Below are 12,418 nucleotides of genomic sequence, written 5' to 3'. Positions count from 1 at the left end.
CTCCATACTGGTATGCGCTCCCGGCGGCCCTGTGGCCGCCGGGAGCGTTCAGTTCGAGGTAGTAGGCTGGGCAACTGGTCGATGTCTCGACATCGAGAGAATTACCAGACAGCAGCCCAGTGAAGGAACCACAGTGGATCTGTACGAGTACCAGGCACGAGACGTTTTCGAAAAGTACGGAGTGCCGGTTCTCGCCGGCATCGTCGCCGACACCCCTGAGGAGGTGAAGGCAGCCGCTGAGAAGATCGGCGGAGTCGTCGTCGTCAAGGCTCAGGTCAAGACCGGTGGTCGCGGCAAGGCCGGCGGCGTCAAGGTCGCGAAGACCCCCGAAGAGGCATACGAGGCGGCCAAGGCCATCCTCGGACTCGACATCAAGGGCCACGTCGTCAAGCGCGTCATGGTCGCGCAGGGTGCGCGCATCGCCGAGGAGTTCTACTTCTCCGTGCTGCTCGACCGTGCCAACCGCTCCTACCTGAGCCTCTGCTCGGTCGAGGGCGGCATGGAGATCGAGGAGCTCGCGGTCGAGCGCCCCGAGGCACTCGCTCGCGTCGAGGTCAACCCGCTGACCGGCATCGACAAGGCGAAGGCCGTCGAGATCGCCCGCGCCGCCAACTTCCCCGAAGACCTCATCGAGAAGGTCTCCGACGTCTTCGTCAAGCTCTTCGACGTCTACAAGGGTGAGGACGCGACTCTCGTCGAGGTCAACCCGCTGGTCCGCACCGAAGAGGGCGACATCATCGCTCTCGACGGCAAGGTCACGCTCGACGACAACGCCTCCGAGATCCGTCACCCCGAGCACGAAGCGCTCGAAGACAAGGACGCAGCCGACCCGCTCGAGGCCAAGGCCAAGAAGAGCGGTCTGAACTACGTGAAGCTCGACGGCGAGGTCGGAATCATCGGCAACGGCGCGGGGCTCGTCATGTCGACGCTCGACGTCGTCGCATACGCCGGCGAGAACCACAACGGTGTCAAGCCCGCCAACTTCCTCGACATCGGCGGTGGCGCATCGGCTGAGGTCATGGCCGCAGGCCTCGACGTCATCCTCGGCGACCCGCAGGTCAAGAGCGTGTTCGTGAACGTCTTCGGTGGCATCACGGCGTGCGACGCCGTCGCCAACGGCATCAAGGGCGCTCTCGAGACCCTCGGCAGCGCAGCCTCCAAGCCGCTCGTCGTGCGCCTCGACGGCAACCGCGTCGACGAGGGTCGCGCGATCCTCGCCGAGTACGCGCACCCGCTCGTCACACTCGCCAGCACCATGGACGAGGGCGCCGACAAGGCCGCCGCACTCGCCAACGCCTGATCGCAGAGAGACACAAGGACTAAAGAAATGTCGATCTACCTCAACAAGGATTCCAAGGTCATCGTCCAGGGCATCACCGGCGGCGAGGGCACCAAGCACACGGCGCTCATGCTGAAGGCCGGCACCCAGGTCGTCGGTGGCGTGAACGCCCGCAAGGCCGGCACCACGGTCTCGCACACCGACAAGGACGGCAACGCCGTCGAGCTCCCCGTCTTCGCCTCCGTGGCCGAGGCCATGAAGGAGACCGGCGCCGACGTGTCGATCGCCTTCGTCCCCGGTGCCTTCACGAAGGACGCGATGATCGAGGCCATCGATGCCGAGATCCCGCTGCTCGTCGTGATCACCGAGGGCGTCCCGGTGGGCGACTCGGCCGAGGCCTGGGCCTACGCGCAGAGCAAGGGCAACACGACCCGCATCATCGGACCGAACTGCCCCGGCATCATCACCCCCGGTGAGGCGCTCGTCGGCATCACGCCCGCGAACATCACCGGCAAGGGCCCGATCGGTCTCGTGTCGAAGTCGGGCACCCTGACCTACCAGATGATGTTCGAGCTGCGCGACCTGGGCTTCTCGACCGCCATCGGCATCGGCGGCGACCCGGTCATCGGCACGACGCACATCGACGCGCTGGCCGCGTTCGAGGCCGACCCCGAGACCAAGGCGATCGTGATGATCGGCGAGATCGGCGGCGACGCCGAAGAGCGTGCGGCCGAGTACATCAAGGCGCACGTCACCAAGCCGGTCGTCGGCTACGTCGCGGGCTTCACGGCCCCCGAGGGCAAGACGATGGGTCACGCCGGTGCGATCGTCTCCGGCTCCGCCGGTACCGCTCAGGCGAAGAAGGAGGCCCTCGAGGCCGCCGGTGTTAAGGTCGGCAAGACGCCGTCCGAGACCGCCGCTCTCATGCGTGAGATCGTCGAGTCGCTCTAAGCGCTATAATCGAGGAGAAGGCCCTGGACTCCACTCCGGGGCCTTCTTCTATGCCCGATGCCTTTCATGCCCGAACGCAGACGATTTCTTCCAGACGGTGGACGATCTGCTAGCGTCGAGCACATGGCGGGGACAATCGAGGTCGACTTCGACGGCATTCAGCTCGCGATCGATGGTCTCATCGAGGACCTCTCGGATCTGAACCTGTCGCTGCAGTCCTTCGACACCGAATCGGAGTTCCTGCTCCAGCTGTGGGAGGGTGACGCTGCTGAAGCTTTCCGCACCGCCCAGCAGTCGTGGGCACAGGACGGCGAGGTCCGGCGGGAGGAGCTCGAACGGATGATCGCAGCACTCGGAGAGGCGCTCCACATCTACACATCCACTGAGCAGAGGCTGAGAGACCTCTGCGGAGCAGAGTGAGAGAGCGATCGCCGGGATGGACCTGAACGCTTCAGAGCGTCGCAACAGGCTCGCAGCGTTGCAGCGTCGCTATACGGAATCCGTCGTCGACTATCGCAAGACCATGTCAGACATCGAGAGCCAGGTGATCAAGGGGCTCTCTCAGGTCAGTACTGCCAAGGTCGACGTCTCCTCGGTCGACGGCAAGCGGATCTCGGCTGTCCGCATCGCGTCGGGACTCACCTCGCCGGGGGTCTTCGAGCTCGCGGCTTCCGTCACGCACGCGATCCAGACGACGATCGAACGGATGCCGAGATCGTCGGCAGCGCAGGGCACGCCGGAAATGCTGGCGCGCTACCGCGAGGGGCAAAGTCCGGTGAAGATCGCGAAGGATCTGCACGTCGCGGATCTCTTCGGCGACCTGCACACGTACCCCGCTCCAGACGTTGCTGTGAGTATGCGATTGGGCTGCCTTGATGCCGTCCATTTCAATGCGGGATGGTATTCGACGGCGACTCTGGACGAGATGGAAGCGGCGGTGAAGTCGCGGGTGAATGCGGCTTTCGATCGGGAGGATGCTGATGGGTGATGGTTTCTCGGTCGACGTCAGCGCCCTGCGCGCAGACGTGGCCAGATGGACGGATTGGTCGTCGCGGCTCACCGCCGAAGACGCGGACCTCGGCTCGACACTCGACCCCTGGGCGTTCTCGGACCAGCCGGGCTTTGCCCAGGTGAGTGCCGACTACGTCGCGAAGCTGGGGCACCTCCGTCGCGAAGTGAGCGCCGGCTCGAGGGCGATGCAGGCGATCGCAGACCGCCTCGAAGACGTCGCCTCCTCGTACGAAGAGGCTGAAGCGCAGACCGAGGCCATCGTTGCGAAAGCGGGTTCCTGATGCATCCTGAAGCCCTCGGTCGCGAGATCATCCGTGTCCTCGACGACACGCTCGCCGGCATCGCAGACGTCGAGAGAATTCTGCCCGGTGCGCTGCGCGACGCCGTCGACAAGCTCGAGTACATGGGTGTTCCTTACCCGGATTGGGCAAAGGACGCCGCCTACGAAGCCGCATTCACCACGGTGACGATCCAGCTGACGATCCTCCGCGAGTCCGTGAACTTCATGCGCGACGAGGTCGCGAAGTGGGGGATGCCGACTCAGCTGCGTGAGGAGGCGACGCGTCTCGAGAACGGAGTCCGTGCGGCGTTCTCGGGGCTCGAGACTGACGCCGACATCTCAGAGATGGACGGTCTGAAGGACGCCGCCTGGGATTCTCCTATCGTCGACCGCTACTCGGAGGCGTTCTACGAGCAGCGCGACCAGGTCTCCGATCTCCTCGCACCGATCGACGCGCTCATCCGAGTGCTGCGAGACAGCGCCTCGTCGCAGGACTCGTGGTACTCCGAGAACCTCCTCGCGACCATCGGCTACTGCGTCTCTGTCGCCGGCGTCGCCGTGGCGCTGGGAACGGGCGTGACCGGCGTGGGAGCCGTCGTCGGACTCGTGATCGGCATCATCGGGGTCATCGTGTCGGCGATCGGAGTGCTGCTGACGGCGCCGGCATCGCAGTCACGAGCTGACACGCTGACGGGTGTGCTGAGCGGGGCGCAGATCACCGAGTGGCCCAACTCGCGTTTCGCGTGGTGAGCGCCTGGTGATCCCCGTTTCGGGCCCTCCCGCCGGCTGGTACGCGATCTCGCTCAAGCCGTCACTCTTGCGCTGGTGGAACGGAGCCGGCTGGACGGACGACGTCGTGGTGCGGGCCTCGTCCGGCGTGGATTCGCCCCAGACAGGCGCGGCGTTCCTTCGCCGCGGTCGGCTGTTCGCCACAGCCTTCTGGATTCTCGCCGGGCTGTGGGTGGCGTTGACCGTGCTCATGAGCGTGACCGGCGGGTACGGTGTGATCTGGTTCCTGGCACCGTTGCCGTTCATCGTCGTCAGCATCGTGTTCGAGGCCCGCTTGTCGGGATACCGTCGGCTCCTGGCCGCGGATGCTCCGCCGCCGTACGGGCTGCACCCGATCCGCTGATCCTCAGAACGACAGAGGGGCGGATGCCGCAGCACCCGCCCCTCTGTCGTTCTTGTGTCGCTCAGGCGACGCCGAACAGCGCCTCGATGGGGCCGCGCGCGAAGAACACCACGAAACCGGCGGCGACCACCCACAGCAGTGGGCTGATCTTCCTGGCCTTGCCCGAGAGCGCCTGGATGATCACCCAGCTGACGAAGCCGGCGCCGATTCCGTTGGCGATCGAGTAGGTCAGCGGCATCACGGTCACGGTCAGGAACACGGGCAGCAGTACATCGAACTCGGTGAGGTCGATGTACTTGATCTGCGCCATCATCATCGCGCCGACGATCACGAGCGCCGCGGCGGCGATCTCAGTCGGGACGATCGACGTGAGTGGCGTGAGGAACATCGCGAGCAGGAACATGCCGCCCGTGATCAGGTTGGCGAAACCGGTGCGTGCACCCTCTCCGATACCCGCTCCGGACTCGATGAACACGGTGCTCGACGACGACGAGGTGCCACCACCGACGATCGCGCCGACACCTTCGACGACCAGTGCCGACTTGATGCGCGGGAAGTCGCCGTTCTCGTTCGCGAGACCGGCTTCCTTGGCGAGACCGGTCATGGTGCCCATGGCGTCGAAGAAGTTCGAGAAGACCAGCGTGAAGACGATCATGACGATCGCGACGAGGCTGACCTTGCTGAAGTCGAAGCCGAAGTCGACCGCGCCGACCAGGCTCAGGTCGGGCAGGCCGAACGGCGAGCCGGTGAGCGTGGGCACCGTCAGCCCCCAGCCTCCGGCGTTGCCGTCTGCCGCGGCGCCGAGGTGCCAGATCGCCTCGACGATCACCGCGAGCACCGTGCCCGAGACGAGGCCGATGAGCAGCCCGCCCTTGACCTTGCGGGCGACCAGGATGCCGGTGACGATGAGCGTGACGATGAAGAGAACGGTCGGGACGGTCGCGACGGAGCCGCCGACTCCCAGGCCGACCGGCGGGGAGGCACTGCCGGTGGCGGTGACGAAGCCCGAGTTGACGAAGCCGATGAAGGCGATGAACAGGCCGATTCCGACCGTGATCGCGATCTTGAGCTGGAACGGCACAGCGTCGAAGATCATCTTCCGAAGGCCGGTGGCCGCGAGGAGCACGATCACGAGACCGTTGATCATGACGAGCGCCATGGCCTCGGGCCAGGTGACCTGGCCGACGACCGAGAACGCGACGAAGGCGTTGATGCCGAGGCCGGCTGCGAAGCCGAAGGGCAGGCGGGTGATGAGACCGAAGAGGATCGTCATCACGCCGGCGGTCAGCGCGGTCGCGGCGCCGACGGCGCTGAAGTCGAGGGTGTTGCCTGCGACATCGGCCGAGCCGGACAGGATGATCGGGTTGAGGATCACGATGTAGGCCATCGTGACGAACGTCACCAGACCCCCTCGGATCTCGGTGCCGATCGTGGATCCGCGCTTGCTGATCTCGAAGAAGCGGTCCAGGGCGTTCGTGGGTTCGGCCGTGGAGCGGGTGGGGGACGGGGCAGTTGTCATCGGGAAACCTCCGCAGGCGACGATATCGTGTCGCGCGAGTCGCGCGCGCCCCCAGGCGACGACAGGGTTCTCGTCGTAGTCTCGATTCGATATGCAACGCCTCCTCGTCGCGCTCCTCGCCGCCTTCGATGCCGCTATCGCTGCGGCGGTCGGTCTCGTGGTTCTGCTGGCGCCGCTCACACTGCTCTGGACGCTCTCGTTCGGAGTCACGGCCGACTGGGGAGCCCTCTGGCCGCTCACCGGCTCTCTGTGGCAGTTCGGCCACGGCGTGCCGCTGAGCATCGAAGTCTCGACCGAGGTGCTGCGCACCACAGGCATCGCGCCTGACGCCGCGGCCTTCACGCTCTCGGTGGCCCCGCTCGCGTTCCTCATCTTCTCTCTGCTGTTCGCGGCTCGCTCCGGCGCCCGTGCCGCCCGCGCCGGCGCGTGGCTGCTCGGCACGCTCTCGGGGTCGCTCACGTTCGCGGCGATCGCGACCGGAGTCGCGCTGACCTCGCATCTCGCCGCGATCGAGACGTCCGTCGTGGCGGGCATCCTGCTGCCGACCGCCGTCTATCTCGTGGGCGCCCTATGCGGGGCGGTGCGCGTCGCCTGGGAAGACGGCGACGGCGGCATCCTCGACCGCATCCACGACGTCGTCGACTCGTGGGGCGACTGGGGGCCGGTGCCGAGCGCAGCGGTCCGCGGGGCGGCCTTCGCGGTGGTGGGGGTCACCGCAGCCTCGGCGCTGACCGTCGCTGTTCTCGTCGCGGCACGAGGTGGGGAGATGGTGGCGCTGTTCCAGGCGGCTCGAGTCGATGCGCTCGGCGCCGGGGTCATCACGCTCGGGCATCTCGCCTATCTGCCCACGATCATCGTCTGGGCGGCCTCCTGGCTCGCCGGCCCCGGATTCGCGGTGGGAGTCGGCACTGCCGTGTCTCCCGCGGGCACCCAGCTCGGAGTGGTCCCGGGCATTCCCGTGCTCGGTCTTCTGCCGGAGAGCACCTCGATCTGGATGCTCATCGTGATCATCCTCCCGATCGGAGCCGGAGCGTTCGCAGGTTGGGCCGTCCGCTCGCGCCTCGTCTGGGAAGGCACACCTCTCGGAATGGCGCCTCGTGCGGCGATCGCCGCCGGCATCGGCGTGCTGACCGCCGCGGTCGCCGCGGTCGCCGCCCTGCTCGCCGGAGGATCCATGGGCCCTGGGCGGCTCGCCGAAGCCGGACCTGCGGCGCTGCCTTTCGCCCTCGCTCTGGGCGGCGAGGTTCTGCTCGGCGCGGCGATCCTGCTGCTGTCGCCCCGGAACCGTGACGAGCTCGCAGAGGAGCGCACCGACCGGTGGGTCGCCGAGATGACGGCATCCGACGCGGCCTCGAGCGAGCTCGACGACGCGATGATCGGCTGGCGCGACGCATCGCCCGACCACGACACCGCGCCGCTCGATGGCGCGGGCGGATTCCGGCTGCCGAAGCGCGACCCGGGGGATCCCGTCGGCTGACATGCGGGTCGGGCCCCGACGTCGGCCCCGATAGACTGGGCGCGTGCTCACGGTCGCCGTTCTCATCTCGGGCACCGGCTCGAACCTTCGCGCCCTCCTCGAGGCTGCTCGCCACCCCGATTTCCCCGCGCGGGTGGTGGTCGTCGGCGCCGACCGCGAAGCCGACGGCCTCGCCCACGCCGAGGAGTTCGGCATCCCGAGCTTCACGGTTCCGTGGCACGAGCACGAGTCTCGCGAAGCGTGGGGCGAAGAGCTCGGCCGCCAGCTCGCCGTCTGGAACGCCGACCTCGTCGTGCTCAGCGGCCTGATGCGTCTGCTTCCCGCAGGTCTCGTCGCTGACCTCGCGCCCCGGCTGATCAACACGCATCCCGCCTACCTGCCGGAGTTCCCCGGCGCACACGGAGTGCGCGACGCGCTCGCCGCGGGCGTCTCGGAGACCGGCGCGAGCGTGATCGTCGTCGACGACGGCGTCGACACCGGGCCGATCCTCGCGCAGGAGAGAGTGCCGGTCCTCGCAGGCGACACCGAGCACAGCCTGCACGAGCGCATCAAGCCCGTCGAACGCCGACTGCTCATCGACGTGGTGCGCCGCATCGCGACCGGCGAGCTCTCGCTGACCCCCGCACCCTGAACCGATCCACGCACGCCCCCCCCTCGCACGAAGGAGCCCATCATGGCCGGACCCCGCCACGACCATTCGCTGTACCGCGACCGCGACACCGTCCCGGTGCGCCGCGCGCTCGTCTCGGTGAGCGACAAGACCGATCTGCTCGTGCTCGCCGAAGCGCTCGCCGGCGCAGGCGTGCAGATCGTCTCGACCGGCTCGACCGCATCGACCATCCGTGAGGCCGGATTCGAGGTGACCGATGTCGCCGCCGTCACCGGTGTCGCCGAGATGCTCGACGGTCGCGTGAAGACCCTGCACCCGAAGATCCACGGCGGTCTGCTCGCAGACCTCCGCCTCGAGGACCACGAGCGTCAGCTCGCCGACCTCGATATCGCACCGTTCGAGCTCGTCGTCGTGAACCTCTACCCCTTCGTCGAGACGGTCGCCTCCGGCGCCGAGGGCGACGACGTCGTCGAGCAGATCGACATCGGCGGGCCCGCCATGGTGCGCGCCGCAGCCAAGAACCACGCGAACGTCGCGATCGTCGTCTCACCGCAGTCGTACCCGGGCATCATCAGCGCCATCGAGAACGGCGGCACCACGCTGACGCAGCGTCGTGAGCTCGCGGCCCGCGCCTTCGCCCACACCGCCGCGTACGACACGGCTGTCGCCTCCTGGTTCGCCGAGGGCACGCTCGGTGAGGGCGAGGACCTGCCCACCCACCTCACGATCCAGGCCGAGCTTCTCAACACGCTGCGCTACGGCGAGAACTCGCACCAGCGCGGCGCGATCTACACCCGCGTCGGCGGCCACGGCATCGCTCAGGCGACGCAGCTGCAGGGCAAGGAGATGTCGTACAACAACTACGTCGATGCGGATGCCGCGCTGCGCGCCGCGTACGACATGGTGAAGCCGGCGGTCGCGATCATCAAGCACGCGAACCCGTGCGGCATCGCGACCACCGCGCCCAACGCCCTCGACCCGATCGCGAGCGCCCACATCCGTGCGCACGAGTGCGACCCCGTGTCGGCGTACGGCGGCGTGATCGCCGCGAACGGCACCGTGACGCTCAAGATGGCCGAGAACCTCAAGGACATCTTCACCGAGGTCATCGTCGCTCCGTCGTTCGAGCCCGCAGCGCTCGAGGTGTTCAAGGCGAAGAAGAACCTCCGTCTGCTGCAGCTGCCGCAGGACTGGCAGCAAGAGCGAATGGACGTGCGCCTGGTCTCGGGAGGTCTTCTGCTGCAGGACGCAGACCGCTTCCCCGACGACATCGTGTCGGTGGCGAAGAACTGGGAGCTCGTCTCGGGCGAGCGCCCCAGCGACGAGGAGATGGAGAACCTGATCTTCGCGTGGAAGGCATGCCGCGCCGTCAAGTCGAACGCGATCGTCCTCGCGAAGGACAACGCCACGGTCGGCGTCGGCATGGGCCAGGTCAACCGCGTCGACTCGTGCCGGCTCGCCGTCGAGCGTGCCGGTGACCGTGCGGCCGGCTCGGTCGCGGCATCCGATGCGTTCTTCCCCTTCGCCGACGGCGCGCAGGTGCTCATCGACGCGGGCGTGAAGGCGATCGTGCAGCCCGGTGGCTCGGTGCGCGACGAAGAGGTCGTCGACGCCGCACGCAAGGCCGGCGTCACGATGTTCTTCACCGGAGAGCGTCACTTCTTCCACTGAGGACGCCGGCCTCAGGGCCGAAGCGCCTCCGAGACCCCTCGCACCGACGTCGGTGCGAGGGGTTTCGCGCTGTGTGCAGGGGGCGGGAGCTGGGCTCCACAGTGATGTCCGATTTCCGCCAGCCGGCGTCGGTGGTGCATGACAGAGTGGAGCCATGAGCTTCCCCGTGACCGACTTCGACGAGCGATATCGCGCAATCAGCGCACGTGACACGCGCTTCGACGGTCAGTTCGTGACGGCCGTCAGCTCCACGGGAATCTACTGTCGACCGAGCTGCCCCGCGCGCACGCCCAAGCCGCAGAACGTCACCTTCTATCCGACCAGCGCCGCAGCCCACGAAGCGGGGTTCCGCGCCTGCAAGCGCTGCCTCCCGGAGGCGGCGCCCGGCTCACCCGCGTGGGATCTGCGCAGCGACGTCGCCGCTCGGGCGATGCGTCTCATCGCCTCTGGTGTGGTCGAGCGAGAGGGGGTGTCCGGCCTCGCCGTGCGCCTCGGCTATTCGACCCGCCACCTCACTCGGCTGCTCTCGACCGAGCTCGGTGCGGGCCCGCTCGCCCTCGCGCGGGCGCATCGCGCTCATACCGCGCGGATGCTGCTCGTCGGCACGGACATGCAGATCTCCGATGTCGCCTTCTCTGCGGGCTTCGCGAGCATCCGGCAGTGCAACGACACGATCCGCGAGGTGTTCGACCTGACGCCGGGCGAGCTCAGAGCCCGCCGGAAGATGCCGGCATCGGCCTCTCCCGGCGCGATCGACCTCGTCCTCCCGTATCGCGGACCCCTCGATGCGTCCGGCATCTTCCAGTGGATGGCGGCCCGTGCGGTGTCGGGGGTCGAAGAGGCCACAGCCACGTCGTTCTCGCGTCATCTGCGCATGGCGGGTGGGCCCGCGTGGTTCGAGGTGAGTCAGGACGCGACGGAGCGACTGCACCTGCGTGCCCGCGTCGCGCAGCTCGGCGACCTCGCTCCGCTGGTGTCGACCGTGCGACGGATCTTCGATCTCGACGCCGACCCGCTTGCCGTCGATCAGGCGCTGAGCGCGCACCCGGAGCTCGCTCCGCTCGTCGCACGTACGCCCGGCATCCGCGTGCCCGGTTCGGCGGATCCGCATGAGATGCTGATCCGCGCGATGATCGGTCAGCAGATCACGGTCGTCGCCGCTCGCACCGCCCTCACGACCCTGACCGAGGCGCTGGGGGAGCGCACGGAGCAGGGGCTTCTGTTCCCCACGATGGCGGCGATCGCCGAGCGAGGGGCCGAGGTGCTGCGTGGGCCGGGGGCTCGTATCAGGGCGATCGTCGGTGCTGCGTCCGCGCTCGCCGACGGCTCGCTCCCGCTCACGGTCGGAGACGACGGCGTCGAGCAGCGAGCCGCTCTGCTCGCGATGCCGGGAATCGGGCCCTGGACCGCCGACTACGTGCGGATGCGCGTGCTCGGCGACCCCGACGTGCTGCTCCCCGGTGACGTCGCCCTGCGGGCAGGAGCTGCCGCGTCCGGACTCCCCGGCGATCCGCTGCCGCTCGTCGCGTGGGCGGAGCGAGCTGCTCCGTGGCGCAGCTATCTCAGCGCTCATCTCTGGCGAGCAGCACCGGCGCGTCCTGTTCGACGGACGCGCGCGTCCCAGACCACCACCCTCGTGAAGGAGACCTCATGAACGCCATCATCCAGACCATCGAGACCCCGGATGGACCGTTCACCATCCTCGCCGACGAGCGCCAGCGAGTGCTCTCCTCGGGGTGGACAGCCGATCAGGCGACGATCGTCGCCCGCCTCTCGAGCCAGGGCCGACCGACCCAGGTGCACGAGCGCGACACCGATGCGGCAGCTGCGGCGCTCGCGTTCTATGCCGGAGACCTCTCAGCGATCGATGCGGTCGCCGTCAAGCAGACGGGCACGACGCTGCAGCTCGCCGGATGGTCGGCGCTGCGTGAGATCGAGCCGGGGGAGCCGTTGACCTACACCTCGTTCGCGGCGCGCCTCGGCAACCCCCGTGCGGTGCGGGCCGCGGCCTCGATCTGCGCCCGCAATGCCCCGGCGCTGTTCGTGCCGTGCCATCGCGTGCTGCGCTCCGACGGCACACTCGGCGGGTTCGCCTGGGGCCTCGACGTCAAGGCGAGCCTGTTGGAGAGAGAAGCCGCGCGAGGGTGAGTCGCAGAATCGTCGGCCGGCGCAGGAGCGCTGTCGCCCGTCGCCAAGACCGGTATCCCGGCATGCGATGTCGCCTGAGGAGGACGACATCGAGGAATCGGGAATCTCTCTTGCGCTCAGCTTGTTCACAGGAATAGGCTGGTGGGCTGTCGCACCGACCGGGACGACATAGCCGAGCCCCTGAGGAGGACACCATGACATCGATCGCCGCTGTGCAGATCGCCGCTCTCGGCTCGACCCCGGTGCGCCCGCTCCGCTAGAGCCACTTTCCGACACGCACGACCTCACCGGATGCCGGACTCCGAGAGTCCCTTGCTGCGTCCGCCCCCTTCAGCAACCG

Annotated in this window: 13 protein-coding genes; 12 read left to right on the top strand and 1 reads right to left on the bottom strand. The window is 68.0% G+C overall.

Going from position 1 to position 12,418, the window contains the following annotated elements; genetic code table 11:
* The first annotated feature begins 133 nt into the window (after positions 1 to 133).
* The 7 genes from sucC to ACLKOY_RS06705 all read left to right on the top strand — a co-directional run bounded on the left by sucC (position 134) and on the right by ACLKOY_RS06705 (position 4,653).
* Positions 134 to 1,300 (top strand): ADP-forming succinate--CoA ligase subunit beta, encoded by a 1,167-nt coding sequence (sucC, locus tag ACLKOY_RS06735; protein ID WP_140036423.1) that lies wholly within the window; start codon positions 134 to 136, stop codon positions 1,298 to 1,300.
* 27 nt (positions 1,301 to 1,327) lie between these two features.
* Positions 1,328 to 2,230: a succinate--CoA ligase subunit alpha gene (gene sucD, locus ACLKOY_RS06730; RefSeq protein ID WP_042539277.1), complete on the top strand. Its 903-nt coding sequence runs from the start codon at positions 1,328 to 1,330 to the stop codon at positions 2,228 to 2,230.
* 123 nt (positions 2,231 to 2,353) lie between these two features.
* Positions 2,354 to 2,650, top strand: a complete 297-nt coding sequence (locus tag ACLKOY_RS06725) for a WXG100 family type VII secretion target (protein ID WP_436452958.1) — start codon at positions 2,354 to 2,356, stop codon at positions 2,648 to 2,650.
* Positions 2,651 to 2,666: 16 nt separating this feature from the next.
* Positions 2,667 to 3,218 (top strand): hypothetical protein, encoded by a 552-nt coding sequence (locus ACLKOY_RS06720; protein WP_436452957.1) that lies wholly within the window; start codon positions 2,667 to 2,669, stop codon positions 3,216 to 3,218.
* The gene (locus ACLKOY_RS06715; RefSeq protein ID WP_436452956.1) at positions 3,211 to 3,522 is read left to right on the top strand and encodes a hypothetical protein; all 312 of its coding nucleotides are present in this window, start codon (positions 3,211 to 3,213) and stop codon (positions 3,520 to 3,522) included. The genes ACLKOY_RS06720 and ACLKOY_RS06715 overlap by 8 nt, the downstream gene beginning before the upstream one ends.
* Positions 3,522 to 4,271 (top strand): hypothetical protein, encoded by a 750-nt coding sequence (locus ACLKOY_RS06710; protein ID WP_436452955.1) that lies wholly within the window; start codon positions 3,522 to 3,524, stop codon positions 4,269 to 4,271. Before ACLKOY_RS06715 ends, ACLKOY_RS06710 begins: the two co-directional genes overlap by 1 nt.
* A gap of 7 nt (positions 4,272 to 4,278) precedes the next feature.
* A complete protein-coding gene (locus ACLKOY_RS06705; RefSeq protein WP_436452954.1) occupies positions 4,279 to 4,653 on the top strand; it encodes a DUF2510 domain-containing protein in 375 nt (124 codons plus the stop codon).
* A gap of 61 nt (positions 4,654 to 4,714) precedes the next feature.
* Here ACLKOY_RS06705 and ACLKOY_RS06700 read toward each other — a convergent pair whose 3' ends face one another.
* Positions 4,715 to 6,172, bottom strand: a complete 1,458-nt coding sequence (locus tag ACLKOY_RS06700) for an NCS2 family permease (protein WP_436452953.1) — start codon at positions 6,170 to 6,172, stop codon at positions 4,715 to 4,717.
* A 91-nt stretch (positions 6,173 to 6,263) separates the two neighbouring features.
* On the opposite strand from ACLKOY_RS06700, the gene ACLKOY_RS06695 reads away from it, so the two are divergent.
* From ACLKOY_RS06695 to ACLKOY_RS06675, 5 genes are all read left to right on the top strand, one after another.
* On the top strand, positions 6,264 to 7,649 hold the full coding sequence (locus ACLKOY_RS06695; RefSeq protein WP_436452952.1) for a cell division protein PerM: 1,386 nt from the start codon (positions 6,264 to 6,266) through the stop codon (positions 7,647 to 7,649).
* Positions 7,650 to 7,692: 43 nt separating this feature from the next.
* Positions 7,693 to 8,280: a phosphoribosylglycinamide formyltransferase gene (gene purN / locus ACLKOY_RS06690; protein WP_436452951.1), complete on the top strand. Its 588-nt coding sequence runs from the start codon at positions 7,693 to 7,695 to the stop codon at positions 8,278 to 8,280.
* Positions 8,281 to 8,322: 42 nt separating this feature from the next.
* Positions 8,323 to 9,930 (top strand): bifunctional phosphoribosylaminoimidazolecarboxamide formyltransferase/IMP cyclohydrolase, encoded by a 1,608-nt coding sequence (purH, locus tag ACLKOY_RS06685; protein WP_140036426.1) that lies wholly within the window; start codon positions 8,323 to 8,325, stop codon positions 9,928 to 9,930.
* Positions 9,931 to 10,084: 154 nt separating this feature from the next.
* Entirely contained in the window at positions 10,085 to 11,584 is a 1,500-nt protein-coding gene (locus tag ACLKOY_RS06680) for an AlkA N-terminal domain-containing protein (RefSeq protein ID WP_436452950.1), read from the top strand.
* On the top strand, positions 11,581 to 12,078 hold the full coding sequence (locus ACLKOY_RS06675; RefSeq protein ID WP_436452949.1) for a methylated-DNA--[protein]-cysteine S-methyltransferase: 498 nt from the start codon (positions 11,581 to 11,583) through the stop codon (positions 12,076 to 12,078). The genes ACLKOY_RS06680 and ACLKOY_RS06675 overlap by 4 nt, the downstream gene beginning before the upstream one ends.
* The last annotated feature ends 340 nt before the right edge of the window (positions 12,079 to 12,418 follow it).

The organism is Microbacterium sp. K2 (assembly GCF_051365005.1).
Classification (GTDB): Bacteria; Actinomycetota; Actinomycetes; order Actinomycetales; family Microbacteriaceae; genus Microbacterium; species Microbacterium foliorum_B.
Note: the sequence above shows the minus strand (reverse complement) of the source record. Positions and strands in the feature narration are given on the sequence as shown.